We start from the raw sequence: 18,093 nt of genomic DNA on the forward strand, positions 1-18,093 counted from the left end.
TATACGATCACCGCCTATTTTCAAAACATTCCAGGACATTCTGCCGATAAAAAGATGATAAAGACCGTCTTCCGCAGCAACAAAGGCGCCGTGCTGTTCGGTTACAAATGCAACCTGATGTGGGATGATACGTATCCTTTTACAGATATGAACGAGAGGATTAGGGGGGGATGTAACATGGCGGTTATGTTTAGCTTGGGATTATTGATTATTCCTTTATTATTTCTTCTTCACATTGCCATTTGTATTTGGGGTTATAACGATGCACGCCGGATGGGACGGAGCCCGGAGTTCGCTCTTCTGGTCGTTCTCGGCATGCTGTTTTTCCCTGTCGTCGGCCCGATTATCTATCTGCTGATTCGCAACAGCTAGCGTCAGGATATGGCATGCAGGAGAATCGCCCGTCAGGCACAAAAAAGAAGCTCTCCGCGCGGCTATAAGCCTAACGCCAAGAGCTTCTTGATCATGCGTGTGATCATTACTTCTTAACGGCAATTACCTCAATCTCCACGAGTCCATCCTTCGGCAGACGGGCCACTTCCACGGCACTGCGCGCCGGATACGGCTCGGAGAAAAAGCTTCCGTACACTTCATTCACCGCTGCAAAATCGTTCATATCCTTCAAAAACACCGTCGTTTTGACCACTTGGTCCAGGCTTGCTCCGGCCGCTTCGAGAATGGCCTTCACATTTTGCAGCGACAGCTTGGTCTGCTCCTGCACATCGGCTCCAAATTCGCCCGTCTCCGGATTCAGGCCAAGCTGACCGGATGTGTAGACGAACCCGTTGATTTCCACCGCCTGGCTGTAAGGCCCGATAGCGCCTGGTGCACTTGAGGTCGAGATTATATTTTTGCTCATCCGTATTCCCCTTCCCTATTCAACAACTTGTACGTATTCTCATTGTAATCCCATCGGCATACCTTGGCAAACGACTTTGAACATTTAGCCTTCCGAACCGAGCACATGCAGCACTTCGTTCGTATATACATGGCTGCCGGATACATTCGACAGACCGATCACCACCATCGACCGGGCAACCTTGCTTGCAGGGATCGCCCGATAAGGCGCCAGCCTCGGCGTTCGAAAGACGACATCCAGCGACGTCATCAGCACAGCTGCCAGTCGCTCACCGAATCGTGTATCTGTCCTCTCCCCCAGAAGCAGCGACGGCCGAAACAGATGCAGCCCGCTAAATCCGATGCTGGCGAGCCCCTCTTCCATCTCGCCCTTCGTGCGAAGATAGAAATTGCGGACCTTCGGGCTTGCGCCCGCCGAACTGACCGCCATAAATTGACGCACCCCGCTTCGTTTGGCAAGCTGCGCCGTCTTCAGGACATAGTCCAGATCCACCTTGCGGAACTGCTCCTGAGAACCCGCTTGCTTAATCGTCGTTCCGAGGCAGCAGTACACACTATGAACATCCGCAAAAAACGCAGTATACATCTCGAGCCGATCCCAGTCGATCTGCATCACCTTCAGCTTGGGATGCGTCATCTCAAACGGCCTGCGAACCAGAGCGCGAACCTCCACAATTTCCTCCTGCTGCAAGAGCTCCTTCACAACAAGTCCGCCGACAAGTCCTGTCGCTCCCACCACAAGTGCAATTTGCCCCATAGCGCCTAGCATCCCCCTTTCCCCAATCGTTCCGAACACGGTCACCACCGCCAAGCAGGCCCTATGTATCATCAGCACGGAATCAGCATGGCCTGCATCTTGCTCTCCGACTCATTCTACACCGCATCCCCTGCTACAACAAACATGACCTGGCATGTCAGGCTACGCCAAGTCATCTGTCTACCCATCCGCTATTCATTGCCCATCCCATACTATTCGCCTTAACCCGGAAGATCACCTGCCGGGAAGAGGGGGGTCGCGATAAACTAATGGCAGGCAAGTCATCATTACCTCACGCCTGTCATTGCAATGAATAATTGTGGATGATTTTAAAAATTAAGGTCGTTTTTGGTTTTATAACATGTTAACTTACAGAGGAACGTTAACTTACTGGGGAAAAGGGGATAGAAAATCATGGAGATTCGATTCGAAAGATGGCCTTCCTGGCGCATAGCCTACATTCGGCGCAGGGGCCCTTATGGCGCTGGAAATATCCAGACCATGGAGGCGTTAAAAGGGTGGGCCCGAGCGCACAAACTGCTTCATCATTCGACTGCGATACTTGGAATCGCGCAGGACAATCCGGACATCACTCCACCGGAACATTGCCGCTATGATGCAGGGATAATTCTTCCGGACGCAGATTCAGACGAAGGCCGTCTTCTTTCAAAGGAAATTCCGATGCCGTGGGATGATCACATTCACCAAGGAAAGCTGGCGGAAGGAGAATATCTGGTGTGCAAAATCAAACATACGGCCGAACACATCGAACAGGCCTGGAAGCGGATCTTTCAAGCCGTGGAGCATCATGGTTACCGTATGGATCATAAACCAGTTATTGAACGTTATTCCGAGGATCTCGTGAGCGAAGGCTACTGTGAGCTATGCGTCCCGGTTACCGGATAAAAACAGCCGGGCTGAGGGGCATCTCTGCACCTCAGCCCGGCCACATCAACCGGTTAATCGCGATAGCGATCGGTCCATTCCATATATTCACGCTCTGCCGCATCCTTGGAGCGGCCGTAGCGCTCCTGGATTTTGCCTACGAGCTTTTCTCTCTCACCGTCGATGACATCAAGGTCATCATCCGTCAGCTTGCCCCACTGTTTCTTGGCTTCACCCTTCATCTGTTTCCATTTCCCTTTGAACACGTTGTTATCCATGATCATCAGTCCTCCTTGTAGAAGATGGTGTACCTCTCATCAGAGATCTCTTGTGCGCCTCCGGGGAAGTCTGCATGTCTATGCCCCGATTCATGACCATCCCTGATGGTCCATGTTCGTTATGGGCAACATCGATGCCTATGCTGTTTTTGTGCTGATCAGCGTCTACTCGTCTTTACCCGCATCTCCCCGTTCTGAATCGACATCGAACAGGCAGAACAGGCGCAGGCGGCCCGGGGAGCTTCCCCTGACCGCCTGCGCCTTTCAAACATTACCCTTTCAACTTAAGGACCGACGACTCGCCCTCATTCTCCTTCTCCTGCTCCTTATCATCGCCCACCAGTTCCCTGGCCGAGGACTTGAACTCCGACAGGGTGCGCCCCACCGCTCTTCCCAGCTCCGGGAGCTTGGAAGGACCGAACAGAATGAGCACGACCACCAAGATCATCATGATGCCGACGAAGCCAACATTTTGAAACATCGCTATCCTCTCCTTTCACCATTTCCGAAACATCTGATCCACACATCATGCGACAGCCTGCCTGCACAGCTAAAGTGAGGTTCTCTCTTATTTACTCGGATACACCGCAACCGCCTCGATCTCGATCAGCCAATCTGAATTAACCAGGCTTGCCACGCCCACCGTAGAGCGCGCAGGCTTCACCGGGTTCTGTTCATTGTTGAAGAACTGGGCATAAGCCTCAAACCAACCATTGTAATCAAAAGCACCATCCATCGCAGCATCAGGCGTTAGATAGGCCCGCAAATACACCACATCCTTCATGGACAGCCCCTGCTCCTTGAGCTGCCGCTCAATCGCCTTCAACGTCCCGATGGCCTGTGTCTTCGTATCGCCATACCGCCCGTACACCGTCTTCCCATTCCTGTTAATGACAGGCGGAACGGTGCCGCTCGTGTATAGATAGGCTGCGCCTTCAGGAACGATCACACCACTTGCGATAGATGAGGTCGGGCTGCCATAAAATATCGGCGGCGAACCTGCCGCAATCGACGGCTTCTCCGCCACATCGGAAGGCGAATCAGCATAAGCGACCATGCTGACAGCGCTGAACATCAAGGTCAGAAGGGCTATAGATCTCCATTTACGTTTCATTATAAAAAAACACTCCTCTCTTCATTAAACCAGGGTAGGATGCCCGCCGCCATGCGCCGCCTCTGCACCGATTTGTCCGGTCCAGTAACGACAGCCTGCTGTTAAGCCTGCATGACGCGTTGATGAATATCGCTCACCACCACCCTTGCCGACTCCATGGCTCCCGCCTGCCACGCAGTAATGTAGCTGATATGCTCGCCTGCCAGATAAATCCGGTTGTCCGGCTTGCACAGCGTCTTGTAGAAGGTCTGGCGATCGTCTGCGGAGTAGGACACCCATCCGCCTTCTTGGTACGGCACTCGCTTCCAGTCAATTGAAAAGGAAGCGTCAAACTCCTTCATATACTGCGGATGAATCTTCGCTCCTTGGGTCAGCGCAAGCTTCTCGCGCTCTTGATAGGACATCCCGCCAAGCTTATCTGCAATGCCGCCGTAAGCGTAATAACCGAGCAGAATTCCCTTTTTGCTGAAATAATCGTTGGACGGATAATAGATTTGCGTAATGTCCATATTGGTCAGGCTGCTGCCGCCGTACAGATGCTCATCCTCCTCCCAGAACCGGCGTTTGAACTGCAACCCGATCTTGCCTGCAGAGGCATAACGTGTACTGTTAATGGCCTTGGCCATGTCCGGGGAGAAATCAGCGGGGATTTTTTTGAGGACAGATAACGGGATGGTGCAAATGCAGTAGTCACCGGCAATCTCATGCTCCTGCTTGGTCGCCAGATCCTTGTATACGACGCGCACGCCGGATGCAGACTGGCGAATCTCCTGCACCTCGGTCCGGTATTTGATCCGGTCCCCGACATGCTTCTCGAAGGCTTTAACAATCGCATCCATGCCGCCAACGGGATGGAACATGAGCATCTGCTGATCGTAGCTGTATTCGTTGCTGAAATAGTTACCGAAGCCTGAATTCACAATGGACTTCAGATCGAACGGGTCACGACGCACACCGGCATCGAGCCGGCTGGCCGGCTCGGTCTTGTAGCCGCCGCGGGATGACCCCTTGTAGAACAGGTCCGGGCTCAGATCTCCCTCCGCCCGCAAATACTCCACCAGCTTTGCCTTTTCCTCGGGTCCAAGCGGCAGATCCAGCGCTTTCTGATCGACCGCCTTGGCGAGCATCTCCGCGACATACCCGCGCATATCCGCCTTGGCTGCACGCTTGGGCACACGCTGGCCGGACAGAGGCCCTGCATTCTCGTTATAGTAATAGCCGCTCTCATTCACATTGTTGAACGGCTCGATGGCCACCCCTAAAGTGCGGCAGTATTCCATCGTGACATGAAACTGCGGAATCCGCATCGGCCCGGCATTGAAATACAGTCCCGGGTCATTGTCGAAGCGGGCGATCTGAAGACCCGTGCCGATCTCACTGGCGGCCGTTCCCTTACGGATGGTCCAGCATCGTCCGCCGGCATGACCTTTCGCTTCCAGCAGCGTGCAGTCGTAACCAGCCAGTCCCAGCTCATAGGCGGCGGTCAAGCCTGCAATGCCTGCCCCGAGTATGATGATTTTCTGGCCGGTGCGTCCGCTTAGCTGAAGATCATTTCGACCGGGAGGCGTAAATTCAGCCGCCTTCAACGTTTGGGGAGTGAGAAGGCCCATCGTGCCCATCAGGCTGAAGACAGCGACGGAGCCGCCCAGCTTGCCCACGGTGTTCAAAAACTGTCTGCGGGTCATCTCTTTTGACTGTTCCTTTGTTGCCATCGCGATCACTCCTCGGCTATGTAGTCAGGTTATGAGCCGATATTAACAAAGAAAATGGGTTTTGACTTAAATATTGTCAGGATTTCTTACACAATTTTTATTTTTTGAAAAACAATTGCTTTTTTTAACCGTTTTTCATAAAATCAATGTCATAAAATCTTCCGCTAACAAGCGTTGACATCCACATCCTTATCAACCAGCTTTCAATTCGGTGTACTCCCCAAGCATTACGCTTCCGTTTGGGTTAATAATAGTTACACAGGAGGTAATATGAATGGAAAGTAAGGTCATGAGCATCGGGGTAGTGTGTGAGTTAACCGGGCTGTCGGAAAGGCAAATTCGTTACTACGAGGAGCGAAAGCTGGTATTTCCAGCCCGCACGAAAGGAGGGAATCGGCGCTATTCCTTTGAGGATGTGCAAAAATTGCAGGAAATCCACCAAAAGATGCAGGAGGGATTTAATACATTTGAACTGAAAGAAATAATCTCGCCAAAAACCAAGCGCTGTGCGCCGGCGTACCGCTGAAAACTGAAAATGATAAAGGAGGGAGAGCCTGATGGAGCACAACAAAACGATGACGATCCTGGAGCACATCGCCGAGCTTAGAAAGCGGATCCTGCTAATCCTGCTGGTGTTCGTGCTGTCGATGGGCATCGGGCTGGCTGCCGCGCCGCATCTTCTAAGCTTTCTCAAGCTGCACTCGCCCGCCTTTCAGGTGAATTGGAATGCCTTCTCCCCCTGGGACGGCCTTCGAATCTATATGAGCATTGCAATGGTGCTCTCGCTGGCCCCGACCCTGCCGTTTGCATTCTACCAGACCTGGCGGTTTGTACAGGAGGGCTTGAGCAGGCAGGAGAAGTCCGCAACACTGCGCTTTGTTCCGTTTTCGGCTGTGTGCTTCGTGGCCGGGATTTCTTTTGCTTACTTTGTCGTTTTCCCGATGAGTCTTGCCTTCACGGGCAGCATCAACGCCCAGCTGAACCTAGCTGAAACGTACGGGGTGTCCCAGTACTTCGGCTTCATGATCAGCATTGTGATTCCGCTGTCCCTTGCGTTTGAGCTGCCGGTCGTCGTGCTGTTCCTCACCCGGATCGGTCTGCTTCAGCCCGCGCTTCTCAGAACGATGCGCCGTTACGCCTACCTGGTCCTTGTCATCATCGCCGCGCTCATCTCGCCACCGGACCTGGTATCTCATCTGCTCGTCGCCATACCGCTAATCGCCCTGTACGAGCTGAGCGCCTGGCTGGCACACAGAATGCACCGCAGGCAGATCGCACGGGAGCAGTTGCAGCTGCAGCCGGATCCGGCCGATCATGCGGGTCAAACCGCATAGATTCAGCGGAGCATAAGACCCCGATTTGCTTTTTGAGCAGAGTATAGTGTATAATAAGTAATTGTTATCCGAAGTTTAACCCCGTAAGTTCCTCAACAAGGTTAATTCTATAACTATCACGAAGTGTAAAATTCCTATTTAATAACCCAACAAGTATGAGTTTTATTGGAACGTTTTCTGATTCACACTGGAGCGGTCATCGGAGCCGCAAGGACGAAAGAGAGGCAGGGCTTTTGTTGTTTTGGAAGCTGTCTTCCTGATATGAACTTCTAACACGGAACCGTCTGAACACCCGTCATGGGAGGGGCAGGGGTTAAATTTCATAGCGCATGGATAAGCGCAACATGCTGGACCCGGCGAATTCGCCGGGTCCTTTCATTTTATAAGTGGAAAATTATGAATATATGCGAGTTCCTCACGGTGACAGCGGCCCACTAGCGTGCATATGATACCGAAGATAACCGTATTTTCGAAAAGGAGCGAGCAGCCTTGAAAAAAAGAAAAAAGCAGAAGCCCTCTTCGGCCTCAACGCCAGATAAACGATATATCGTCGATGCCAATACAAGGGAGTTGGATTTTCTGGGCAATGGAATGACACCGGTCCATAGACAGGAGAAGCCTGCAAAGATTATGGGAGCGGCCGTAGCCGAAGAGCAGGTTGTCGAGCATGAACATTTCGACAATGAATCGGGTATTGGGTTCGATGTAAGTATACTAGACAGAGACCGGAGCGAATCCAAATCAGTTCTGAACCAGGAGGCGGAATCCGCGGTAGAAGGAGAGAAGCCGGTCCAAAAGATACTGGCTGAGAAACAAATGCCAGAGCTGAAGGAAGCTTTCATATTCACCGAGGATATCGGCGAGTTTGCCGTCACCGAGAGCCGAATCGCTCCCCATGCAATTTCTGCGTCAAAATTAGCGCCCGGGGCCATTGGCTCAGAAGCAATCCAAGATTATGCGATCACCAGCGTTCATTTAGCCGAAGGCACGATAACATCCGGGAAAATCGCTCCTTTGTCCATTTCGGGTGAACATATCGTTGACGGATCCCTATCCACTCGCAAACTTCGGGACAACTCGATTAACACAAGTAAAATAAAGGATAGCAGCATCACCTCTCAGAAGCTGGCAGACCGCGCCGTCACGGGGGACAAAATCGCTGACGGCAGCATTACCGCCCGTCATATCAGCCAATTGCTTATTACAAGCGAAATTCTGGATGATCAAGCCGTAACCAACGACAAAATCGCTTCGAGCGCAGTGGAGACACGCCATCTGGCAAACGGGGCGGTCCATAACTCCAAGCTCGCAGAACAGGCGGTAACGACCTCCAAAATTCGCGACTTCGCCGTAACCGGGGACAAAATCGAACCGGGAGCTATCGGCAGCAGCCATATTACGGCTCAATCCATCCATGGAGACCATCTTGGGCATGGCGCCGTGAACCGCGAGCACCTGGCTCCCGAATGCATCGGTCCGGCGCAAATAGCCGAGGAAGCCGTGCAATCCCCTCACATCCAGAACGGAGCCATTCAATCCGTCCACCTGGCCAAAGGATCCATCGGACCTGAACAAATTCAGAAGGGCTCGGTCGGTTCGGAGCAAATCAGCAACGAGGCCATACTCAGCAGTCATCTCGGAAATGCCAGCGTGACGAGTCCGAAGCTGGCGGATCAGTCCGTCGGAACCATTAAGTTGGTGGAGCATGCGGTAACAGCTTCGAAAATTGCCGACCAGAGCATTCTGCCGCAGAAAATTGCTAACGAAGCGGTTCAAGCCCGACATCTGGCCAAAGGATCGGTCGAGGCCGCCCATATAGCGCCGCAATCGATTCAGACTCAGCACTTGACAGTAAACGCAATCGGCTCTGCCCATATCGCCGAGGGAAGCCTTCTTCCGGCCCACTTCGGAAATAATAGCGTCAATAGGAACGCCATTCAGCCAAAGGCGATTGAAGAGCGCCACATCGCGGATGCAGCTATAGCCGACCAGCACCTTAAACAAGGGGCCGTCAGCGAAGATAAGCTCGCCTCGGGAAGTGTGACCGCCAGCAAGCTGGCTTTCGGATCCGTCGGTGGAACTAATATCGCTCCAGAAGGCGTCACCTCAGAGCACATCACTAAGCAATCCATCAAGGAACATCATCTGAACATCGGCAGTGTCGGCTCGGGTTCGATTCAGGAGCAGGCTGTGCAAGGGTGGCATATCGCAGACGAGACCATTGAAAGCCGGCATATGCAGCAGGGGAGCGTGAAGACCAGTGCGCTTGCCGACGGCTCGATCACCTCAGAGAAGATTTCGCTTGGCGCGGTTACGGAATCCCTGATTGGGGAGGGTGCTGTATTTCCGCGTCACCTAACAGATTATGCAGTCACTTCCTTGAAGCTGTCCCCGGAAAGCGTATCAACCGACAAGCTTGCCGATCTGGCCGTTACGTCCTCCAAGCTGGCAGAAGGCAGCATTACTAAAGACAAAATAGCCGCCCATGCGATCGAAGGCACTCACCTGTCTGCGGAATCTGTCGCTGGAGAAGCGATTCGGAACGGTGCAATCAGCTCGGATAAAATCGCTCCTCAAGCCGTGAACGGCAGCCATATCGAAAGGGAAGCCATCAGCGGAGCGCATATTGCACAGAACTCCATCAGCGGCCCCCACTTACAGAAGCAAGCCATCACCTTGGAGCACCTTGCCGATGAGCTTCGTTCTCCAGAGCATTATGCCGATGCCAGCATACAAGGAACTAAGCTTGCACCTCAGTCGATCTCGAACATCCACCTTTCCCTTGGATCTGTGGCTGAAGACAATCTGCAGGACCATGCTGTCAGCAGCGGCAAGATCCGTCCGGGCTCGATAGCCTCAGAGCATCTGCAAGCAGGCAGTGTGTTCTCCCCGCATATTGGAGACCAATCCATTATGGCTCAGCATGTGCAAGACGGGGAGATTAAGGATAACCATATTGCAGCCGGGGCGATCCAAGCCCATCACATGACAACAGGTACCGTTACGTCGCAGCATATATCCGAGGGAGCTGTCGACAGCAAGCATCTGGCAGAAGGTGCTGTATCCGGCCAGCATCTGAACAAGGGTATCGTTTCCTTCGAACACCTAACCTTCCCTCCTATCCGCAGTACAGCTGGGGGGCAGGCAAAGCTCCAGCAGTTCGGCATTACACCGTTTGTTCTGACTGGAACAGAAACTCAGATCAACGTAAACGTGAATTTTGATGAGCCTTTTGCAGACATCAATTATGTTATCGTTGGGATGAGCAATAGTCTTGGCTTCCAGTTCTCTATCAAATCTCAACACAAGCACACCGCAGAACTGGAGGTTGTACGGCAGCCGGACTGCAATCTATCCTATGGGTTTATCTCCTGGATCGCTGTCGGTCCCTGCTCATGACATCCTAAAGTAACAGGCATGCTTCCTTTTTTGGAAGCATGCCTGTTACTTTTATATCTAGGATTCAGCAATCGCTAGCAAGCTCACGTATCGAACCTCTTCCGTTCGTCTCTTTCGTCATGAAGTTGAATGAGGGTAGATCATCACCTTCACACTGCTGTCCTTCTGGGTTCTGGCAAGCTCGATCGCTTCCTTGATCTCGTTCAGCGAAAATTGATGTGTAATGATATCTCGAATCCGGTGACTACCGCCTTCCAGCATCCGGATCGCAGCAGGGTATGTGTTCACATAACGAAACACGCCGTGCACGTCCAGTTCGGCATCGACCAGCGCGCCGATATCCACGGGAATGGCATCCCGGGTCGGCAAGCCGACCAGCACGATCCGGCCTCCGCGATTGACATAACCGATCGAGCCTGCAATCGCTCCCGCATTGCCCGATGTCTCGATAACCAGGTCGATGCCCCCGCCGCCGGTTACTTCCTGGATCCGTTCGCTCACATCGTCTTGCTGCGGATCGATGACGCCGGCCGCTCCCATCTGCAGCGCCAGCTTCCGGCGGAATTCCACCACATCGCTGCCGTACACGGCCGATGCGCCAGCCATCCGGGCAGCCTGTATGGCAAGCAGGCCGATCGGGCCTAGGCCGAGCACCAACACCCGATCCTCAGGGCGTATGCGGCCCCGCCGCACCGCATGGATGCCTACCGAGAGCGGCTCCAGCAACGCCCCTTCCTCAAAGCTCATCTCATCCGGCAAGCGGAACAGGAAATCGCTTCGTACCGCAACATATTCCGCCCACGCCCCATCTACAGGCGGGGTAGCCATAAAGACAACGTCGGGGCACAGGTTATATCTTCCGCTTTTGCAATATGAGCATCTCCCGCAAGTAACACCTGGCTCTACGGCTACCCGGTCTCCAGGCGCAACGTTCGTCACGTTCTCCCCTGTCCGAACAACGACCCCGGCCAGCTCATGCCCTAGAATAAGCGGTTCCTTCACTTCATATCTTCCAATTCGTCCATGCTCATAATAATGGACATCCGAGCCGCAGATGCCAATACAATGGACCCGTATCAGCGCCTCGTCAGGCTTTGGCTCAGGAACAGGCACCTGCTTGACTTCGATCGACAACGGACGGTCAAGCACCGCCGCAGACATCATTGGTTGCTGTGACATACATTCCCCCACCTTTCGGTAAAGTAATCGCTTTCTTCTCCATTCTACACGATCCGGATTCACTTCGTCAGACTTGCGGCTTGCCTTGCGAAATCACGCCCCGGCATCGGAACGTTCTATCCTATCCTTGCAGCTGAAGCCACTCCTCCCGCAAAATCCCCATCCGGATCGAGTCATAGTAATGTCCGTTGTAATAACGGACTTTGCGAATTCTGGCCTCCATCTGCATGCCCAGCTTGTCTCCAACCCGCATCATTCGCTCATTGCCTGACCAGGTGGTAATGCCAACCCGAACCAGCGGCAATGTCCGGAACAAATGAGCCATCCATAACTTTAACGCCCGGGTTCCCAGTCCTCTTACCCATGATTCATTCTCATAGAGTACAATGCCCATCTCCAGCCAGCGGGAGGGCTCGTGCTCCCAATAATAAGAGACGGTCCCCCTGACTGCGCCGTCCACTTCAATAACCCAGAAATCGTCGGCCTGTACCCATTTGTCGGCAGAGGTCAGAAATTCTTCATAGCTCATCGTCTTATGCGGGTAATAGGGAGCATCCCATTTCTTCCACTCCGGCTGTTCTTCCTTATAGATTAAGGTCCATAGATGATATAAATCCGGCTCGCCGATCGGGCGGATAGTCAATTCTTGATCTGTATACATGAACTCTCCTTTAGATATACTATTCTCTCAACTCATGTATTTCATTATATCAGACAACGTTTGCCTTTGGTCTCTTCCATCCGTTACAATAACGGAAAATCACCATTATGTTGAGTTATTACAGGAGCGTAATTATGAGTAAAAAAATCGTGGCCATCGACATGGACGATACGATCTGCCACCTCATCCCGAAAGCGATCAGCTATCACAATGCCCAGTACGATCAGCCTCAGCTGGCCATGGAACACATTACAAGCTTCAACCTGCATGGCATCTGGCATCCGCAGTGCACCGAGGATGTGTTTTTCGGCAGACCCGGACTGTATGAGGAGCTCGACATATTTGATGAGCATACCGTAGAGGAAATTCGGAAGATGATGACCGACTATGATGTGATCGTCATCACCGCCGCGCGCCCGTCCTCGGTTCCCGAGAAGTGGAAATGGATGCAGCAGCACCTGCCATTTATTCCGTATGACAATTTTTTTGTAGCCAAACGCAAATATTTAGTTGATTTCGATCTTCTCATTGACGACGGTCCTCATAATGTGATCGCCGCCAGAGAGGCCGGCAAGCAGACTATCCTGATTCCGAGGCCGTGGAATGCGCATATCCAGAAGGATTATGTGCTCAAAGACTCGTGGGACGGCATGTATGAGCTGGTCGGGGAATTGCTGTCCGAGAAGCCGGACGGGAGGGAGTAAGCGATGACTATAGAGCGCAATGGCCAATACCTCTCGCAGGATATTCACTTTTTTACCGCCGCGCTGTCGGAGACGCTCGTTACGGTCTGGGAGGAAGACCCCGCAGGTGTATATATCGAAATCGAACGCGGCTTTATCGAAGGCTATTCCTCCGAAGTCGTGCATGTACGAAATGTGGCATCCGGCTCCCGAACAAGCTATAACCGTGACACCGTCATGTTTCAGCGCATCTAGCCCCTGTCCAAAAAGCGCGCAGATCCCTGCAGGATCGCGCGCTTTTTGTGCTTGCCGGTGCTATTTTCTTAGTCGGGTGATCGCTTCCGCCGTCTGCTTCACCGCCTGATGACCAAACACCGCAAAAGCCCCCGCAAGAATGCCTTGTATAACGCTCTCCACGCTCCAGCCGATCAGTTCGACTGTAAGCAGAATCGATACGATGATCACCACATAAACGATGCTCCAATTCGGAACTCTCGGTGTCTGCTTCAGCACATAACCGATAACCCAACAGGCGGCAACCACCATGAACAGCCGAGGATCAATCAATTGAAAGATAATGCCCCATTCCATCGGTATCCCTGCCCTTCTATGCCTTGAGTCTCTTCATATTCTATGCGGCAAAACTATCGTTTGTCCGAATAGATATCAGACTATTAGTAGAGTATGCGGAACCTTGGCGGGATTATTCCGAATTTTGATAGAAACAGGACGCTGGACCGGCCATCAATCCGTTTCCTCATGGTCGCCACCCGGCGAACATACAGTCCGAATACAACATAACCGGCTGCCTTATTACAGCTTATCCTGCTTCAGAGGTCACGTTCTCTTTGACTTGTTCATGGGTGCTGCGAAGCATCAGTTCCTCTGCATAATGGCATGCTGCCAGATGCCCTGGGGCAATCTCCCGCAGCTTCGGCTGCTCCAGCGCACAGCGCTCGGTCCGGTAGCTGCAGCGCGGATGGAACGAACAGCCGGACGGGGGAGCGGCCGGATTGGGCACTTCCCCGTCAAGCAGAATCCGCTCGCGCTTGCCGTCTGGGTCCGGAATCGGCACCGCCGACAGCAGCGCCTCGGTATAAGGATGTCGGGGTCTTGTGAACAGCTCCGATTTCGGGGCCAGCTCCACAATCCGTCCGAGATACATCACCGCAACACGGTCGGACAGATGCTCTACAACCGACAGATCATGCGAGATGAACAGGTAGGTCATCTGAAGCTGCTCCTGCAGATCCTTGAGCAGATTCATAATCTGAGCCTGGATCGAGACGTCCAGCGCCGATACCGCTTCATCACACACGACCAGCTTCGGATTGGTCACGAGCGCCCGGGCGATGCCGATGCGCTGCCGTTGACCGCCGGAGAAGGCGTGCGGGTACCGCTGCAAGTAGGACGGATTCAAGCCGGTCTTCTCGGCGATGGAGGCGACCCGCTCCTCCAGCTCGCGGCGGCTCAGCTTGAAATTGGCCCGCAAGGGCTCGCTAATAATATCAAAGACGGTCATTCGCGGGTTAAGCGAAGAGTACGGGTCCTGAAAAATCAGCTGGATGTCCTTGCGCACCCGTTTGAATTCCCGATGACCTGCAGACACAATATCGACAGGCGCGCCCTCCTCCGGATAATACATGCAGCGACCCTCGCTCGCCTTCAGCCCGCGGACCAGACAGCGGCCAAGCGTTGTTTTGCCGCAGCCGGACTCTCCGACGAGGCTGATGACCTCCCCTCGTCTAATATCGAAGGATACGTCCGATACCGCCCGAATCCATTCGGATCTGCGCTGTCCCCGGTACTGTTTCGTCAGCCCTTCCACTTGAAGCATCCTATCATTCATGCGGATTGTCCCCTTTCTTCTCCGGTTCGCTGTACAGGAAACAACGGACCTTATGTCCAGGGCCGGCATCACTCTCCGGCACATCCTGCCGGTTGCAGACCCCCTCGATGCGCTCGGAGCAGCGCTCATAGAAGCCGCACATCGGCGGGCGATTGAGCGGAAGCGGCACCGTGCCCTCAATCGAGGCGAGCCGGCCTCCGACGCCGCCGATGCGAGGAATGGAACGCATCAGCCCTTTCGTATACGGGTGCTTCGGATTGCGGAACAGCTCTCGCACCGGAGCGCGTTCCACAATCCGTCCCAAGTACATGACAGCCACTTCATCCGCCGTTTCCGCCACAACGCCAAGATCATGCGTAATGAACAGAATCGCCATGCCGAGCTCATGCTGAAGCTGCTTCATCAGCTCCAGCACCTGCGCCTGGATCGTCACATCCAGCGCCGTGGTTGGCTCGTCGGCAATCAGCAGCGCCGGCTGACAGGACAGCGCCATCGCAATCATCGCCCGCTGGCGCATCCCGCCCGAGAATTCATGCGGGTACTGATCAAGCCGCCGCTGGGCATTGCCGATGCCGACCCGCTCCATCATTTCCAGGGCAATGCTCCGCGCTTCCTTGCGGTTCTTCGTGCGATGCAGGAGAATATTCTCCATGATCTGGTCTCCAATCGTATGCAGCGGGGACAGCGCCGTCATCGGCTCCTGAAAGATCATCGAGATCAAGCCTCCGCGCACGTGGCGCATCTCCTTGCCGCCAGGCTTGAATTGGAGCAGGTTGAAGGAGCCGTTCTCGCTGCTGGCACGCAGCCTTCTATCCAGCTGTGCTTCTTGCCGTCCCGGCGTCAGCCAGATCTCTCCCGACACCTCGGCATGCTTCGGCTGCAATGCCATCAGTGCCCGCCCTGTCACGCTTTTGCCGCAGCCCGATTCCCCTACCAGCGCCAGCGTACGCCCGCGCTCGATCTCCAGATCAATGCCGCCGACAGCCTGAACCATGCCCTCCTCCGTAGGAAAGCCCACCCGGAGGTTTCTTACTTCCAGCGCCTTCCTTGCTCCAGGCAGGGGCGATGCTGCCCGCATTAGGCTGCCTGATTGTTGTGCTTCCGTTTGAACCATCTGCGCTTCTCCTTTCCCTTGACGGATGCCGGCCTATGACTGTGGCTGTGCGGGTCGGCCGCATCGCGCAGCCCATCCCCGAGGAAGTTGAACGCCAGCACCGTCATAATTACGAACAGCAGCGGAATCAGCTTCCACGGATACAGGGCCACATTTTCAATCTGCTGTGCCTCCTGCATCAGCACCCCCCAGCTCGTAGCCGGAGAACGAATGCCCAGGCCGAGAAAGCTCATTGCCGTCTCCCCGATAATCATGCCGGGAATGGCCAGCGTAGCCGCTACGACCAGATAGCTGATAAAGCCTGGAATCAGATGCACAAAAATGATTTTAATATCGCTGACACCCGCAATTTTCGCTGCGGCCACATAGTCCTCACCCCGGAGCGCGATGAATTTGCTTCGCACGACCCTCGCAAGCCCCGTCCATTCAATAAAGGCCATAATGATGGTGATATAGAAGAACATCTCCACCACCCCAACGCCGGGCGGAATCGCCGCAGCCAGCGCCATCCACAGCGGCAACGTCGGGAAAGAGCGCACGATGTCAATGAAACGCTGAATGACCGCATCCACGCGCCCACCCGCATAGCCCGATATGCCCCCGATCAACAGACCGAGTATAAAACTGATGCTGACGCCAACGAGCGGCACCGTCAGCGAGACCTGACTGCCGAGCACAACCCGGGAGAAGAGATCGCGGCCCATGCCGTCTGTACCGAACAGAAAGATTCTTCCCGGTTCTTCCACGCCGAACAGATGGATATCTGTCCGGAACAGGCCGAGGAAGGAATAGCTTTCCCCTCTGCTGAACAGCTTGATCTTGTACTTCTCGGATGTGTCCTCAACGAACCGCTTGCGAAGCGTCTCCGGATCACGCTCGGATTTCAGGCCGTACACAAAAGGCTGCCAATGAAATTTGCCTTGCTCATCCACAAACCGGACCTTGGTCGGCGGGCTGTTCATATACTCGCTGTTGTAGCTCTCCAGTCCCTGCGGTGCGATAAATGCGCCGAACAGCGCCACGGTATAGAGCGCAGCCAGCACGATCAGACTGATGCGGGCCAGCTTGTGGCGTTTGAGCTCGCGCAGCATGAGCCTCCAGTGGGACGCGTTGCCCAGTTCTTCGCCCGGCTTTCCGTTCAAGCCGTCTTGTCCGGTCTTGCGGTGATGTCTGCCCTGCCAGCGTTGTATCAACTTCAACTGTGCCACCGTTATGCCTCCTTCCGATCCAGCCGGATTCGTGGGTCCAGCCAGGCCAGCAGTATATCCGACAACAGGGTGCCAATCAGGGTGAATATCGCCATCAACAGCAGCCAGCTTCCCGCCAGATACATATCCTGACTGAGCAGCGCCCGGTGCATGACTGGCCCTTGGGTCGGCAGATTCAGCACAATAGCCGTAATCGTCGAGCCTGTAAAGATCGTTGTAAGCGACCACCCGATCGTGCTGATCACCGGATTCACCGCTGCACGCATCGAATATTTGAGCAGGATCTTCCACTCGGGAAGCCCCTTGGCACGCGCGGTCACGATATGCGGCTTGGACATCTCATCCAGCATCTGCCCCCGCATGACCCGAATCAGCTCGCATGTGTTGGACGTTCCGATCACGATGACTGGAATGATCATATGTTTCAGCAAATCCATCCATTTCGCGGCCGTCCACGGCGCATCGGCAAATTCGGGAGAGAACAGTCCCAGCATCGGATCGCCCCACCATTGAAAGGATAGGAACATCAGAATGATCGCAAACAAAAAGTTTGGCGTCGCCATGCCCAGGAATCCGACCCCGGTTGCGAAATAATCAAAAAAGGAATACTTCTTAACAGCACTTAGAATGCCGATCGGAATAGCAACCACGTACGTAAAAATCATCGTTGCCAAAGAAATAATAACGGTGATGCCCATGTACTGGCCGATAATCTCCGACACCGGACGGTTATAGCTCAGGGAGTATCCAAAGTCACCGCTGGTCAGAATCCCCCATATCCAGGAAAAATATTGCGTATACCACGGCCGATCCAGCCCATAGTTTTCACGGAGCTTCGCGAGCGCCTGCGCGTCCATCACTTCTCCGCTAGCCGACATTTTCGCTGCATAACCGCTGATAAAGTCTCCCGGAGGGAGCTGAATGATGAAGAAAACAATCATGGAAACTGCAAGTGACACAGGGATCATCACCAGCGTGCGCTTGGCAATATACCGAATCATAGGGGGCTATGCCGCTCCTTTCCTTACATCTCGTATTTCAAAAAAATCAGCCAGGGAGAAG

General features: G+C 53.8%; 20 protein-coding genes. 7 read left to right on the forward strand and 13 right to left on the reverse strand.

Going from position 1 to position 18,093, the window contains the following annotated elements:
• The first annotated feature begins 177 nt into the window (after positions 1–177).
• On the forward strand, positions 178–372 hold the full coding sequence (locus tag MKX64_RS07100) for a PLDc N-terminal domain-containing protein (RefSeq protein WP_095398542.1): 195 nt from the start codon (positions 178–180) through the stop codon (positions 370–372).
• 106 nt (positions 373–478) lie between these two features.
• Here the strand turns inward: MKX64_RS07100 and MKX64_RS07105 are convergent, their stop codons facing one another.
• A complete protein-coding gene (locus tag MKX64_RS07105) occupies positions 479–859 on the reverse strand; it encodes a RidA family protein (protein ID WP_095265933.1) in 381 nt (126 codons plus the stop codon).
• A gap of 84 nt (positions 860–943) precedes the next feature.
• Positions 944–1,615 (reverse strand): NAD(P)H-binding protein, encoded by a 672-nt coding sequence (locus MKX64_RS07110; protein ID WP_095398541.1) that lies wholly within the window; start codon positions 1,613–1,615, stop codon positions 944–946.
• A 414-nt stretch (positions 1,616–2,029) separates the two neighbouring features.
• On the opposite strand from MKX64_RS07110, the gene MKX64_RS07115 reads away from it, so the two are divergent.
• Positions 2,030–2,521 carry an AraC family transcriptional regulator gene (locus MKX64_RS07115; RefSeq protein WP_341035592.1) on the forward strand — a complete coding sequence of 164 codons (492 nt, stop codon included), beginning with the start codon at positions 2,030–2,032 and terminating at the stop codon, positions 2,519–2,521.
• Positions 2,522–2,574: 53 nt separating this feature from the next.
• Here the strand turns inward: MKX64_RS07115 and MKX64_RS07120 are convergent, their stop codons facing one another.
• The 4 genes from MKX64_RS07120 to MKX64_RS07135 all read right to left on the reverse strand — a co-directional run bounded on the left by MKX64_RS07120 (position 2,575) and on the right by MKX64_RS07135 (position 5,604).
• Positions 2,575–2,778, reverse strand: a complete 204-nt coding sequence (locus tag MKX64_RS07120; RefSeq protein ID WP_095266048.1) for a CsbD family protein — start codon at positions 2,776–2,778, stop codon at positions 2,575–2,577.
• Positions 2,779–3,049: 271 nt separating this feature from the next.
• Positions 3,050–3,259: a twin-arginine translocase TatA/TatE family subunit gene (locus tag MKX64_RS07125; RefSeq protein WP_095265930.1), complete on the reverse strand. Its 210-nt coding sequence runs from the start codon at positions 3,257–3,259 to the stop codon at positions 3,050–3,052.
• Between the two features lie 87 nt (positions 3,260–3,346).
• Positions 3,347–3,892, reverse strand: coding sequence for a RidA family protein (locus MKX64_RS07130; RefSeq protein WP_095265929.1), 546 nt, complete (start codon positions 3,890–3,892; stop codon positions 3,347–3,349).
• Positions 3,893–3,993: 101 nt separating this feature from the next.
• The gene (locus tag MKX64_RS07135) at positions 3,994–5,604 is read right to left on the reverse strand and encodes a flavin monoamine oxidase family protein (protein WP_095265928.1); all 1,611 of its coding nucleotides are present in this window, start codon (positions 5,602–5,604) and stop codon (positions 3,994–3,996) included.
• Between the two features lie 274 nt (positions 5,605–5,878).
• On the opposite strand from MKX64_RS07135, the gene MKX64_RS07140 reads away from it, so the two are divergent.
• From MKX64_RS07140 to MKX64_RS07150, 3 genes are all read left to right on the forward strand, one after another.
• On the forward strand, positions 5,879–6,130 hold the full coding sequence (locus MKX64_RS07140) for a MerR family transcriptional regulator (RefSeq protein WP_095265927.1): 252 nt from the start codon (positions 5,879–5,881) through the stop codon (positions 6,128–6,130).
• Positions 6,131–6,161: 31 nt separating this feature from the next.
• Positions 6,162–6,938 carry a twin-arginine translocase subunit TatC gene (gene tatC / locus MKX64_RS07145; protein WP_095265926.1) on the forward strand — a complete coding sequence of 259 codons (777 nt, stop codon included), beginning with the start codon at positions 6,162–6,164 and terminating at the stop codon, positions 6,936–6,938.
• A 489-nt stretch (positions 6,939–7,427) separates the two neighbouring features.
• Positions 7,428–10,337, forward strand: coding sequence for a WIAG-tail domain (locus MKX64_RS07150; protein ID WP_155617615.1), 2,910 nt, complete (start codon positions 7,428–7,430; stop codon positions 10,335–10,337).
• 117 nt (positions 10,338–10,454) lie between these two features.
• On the opposite strand, the gene MKX64_RS07155 is transcribed toward MKX64_RS07150, so the two are convergent.
• Both MKX64_RS07155 and MKX64_RS07160 read right to left on the reverse strand, forming a co-directional pair.
• Positions 10,455–11,516: an NAD(P)-dependent alcohol dehydrogenase gene (locus tag MKX64_RS07155; protein WP_095265924.1), complete on the reverse strand. Its 1,062-nt coding sequence runs from the start codon at positions 11,514–11,516 to the stop codon at positions 10,455–10,457.
• Between the two features lie 121 nt (positions 11,517–11,637).
• A complete protein-coding gene (locus MKX64_RS07160) occupies positions 11,638–12,177 on the reverse strand; it encodes a GNAT family N-acetyltransferase (protein ID WP_155617614.1) in 540 nt (179 codons plus the stop codon).
• Between the two features lie 134 nt (positions 12,178–12,311).
• Here MKX64_RS07160 and MKX64_RS07165 point away from each other — a divergent pair, with 134 nt between their 5' ends.
• Positions 12,312–12,881: a 5' nucleotidase, NT5C type gene (locus MKX64_RS07165; protein ID WP_095265922.1), complete on the forward strand. Its 570-nt coding sequence runs from the start codon at positions 12,312–12,314 to the stop codon at positions 12,879–12,881.
• A 3-nt stretch (positions 12,882–12,884) separates the two neighbouring features.
• Entirely contained in the window at positions 12,885–13,115 is a 231-nt protein-coding gene (locus MKX64_RS07170) for a hypothetical protein (RefSeq protein ID WP_095265921.1), read from the forward strand.
• Positions 13,116–13,175: 60 nt separating this feature from the next.
• Here MKX64_RS07170 and MKX64_RS07175 read toward each other — a convergent pair whose 3' ends face one another.
• The 5 genes from MKX64_RS07175 to MKX64_RS07195 form a co-directional block, all read right to left on the reverse strand.
• Entirely contained in the window at positions 13,176–13,451 is a 276-nt protein-coding gene (locus MKX64_RS07175; protein WP_095265920.1) for a phage holin family protein, read from the reverse strand.
• Between the two features lie 229 nt (positions 13,452–13,680).
• Complete coding sequence (locus MKX64_RS07180; protein WP_095265919.1) at positions 13,681–14,709, reverse strand: ABC transporter ATP-binding protein; 1,029 nt, start codon at positions 14,707–14,709, stop codon at positions 13,681–13,683.
• Positions 14,702–15,787, reverse strand: a complete 1,086-nt coding sequence (locus MKX64_RS07185; RefSeq protein ID WP_095266047.1) for an ABC transporter ATP-binding protein — start codon at positions 15,785–15,787, stop codon at positions 14,702–14,704. The genes MKX64_RS07180 and MKX64_RS07185 overlap by 8 nt, the downstream gene beginning before the upstream one ends.
• Entirely contained in the window at positions 15,787–17,031 is a 1,245-nt protein-coding gene (locus tag MKX64_RS07190) for an ABC transporter permease (RefSeq protein WP_330163934.1), read from the reverse strand. Before MKX64_RS07190 ends, MKX64_RS07185 begins: the two co-directional genes overlap by 1 nt.
• Before the next feature lie 2 nt (positions 17,032–17,033).
• A complete protein-coding gene (locus tag MKX64_RS07195) occupies positions 17,034–18,032 on the reverse strand; it encodes an ABC transporter permease (protein WP_155617611.1) in 999 nt (332 codons plus the stop codon).
• Positions 18,033–18,093: the final 61 nt, after the last annotated feature.

It is taken from the genome of Paenibacillus sp. FSL M8-0334 (assembly GCF_038000405.1).
In the GTDB taxonomy this organism is placed as follows: Bacteria; Bacillota; Bacilli; order Paenibacillales; family Paenibacillaceae; genus Paenibacillus_AQ; species Paenibacillus_AQ campinasensis.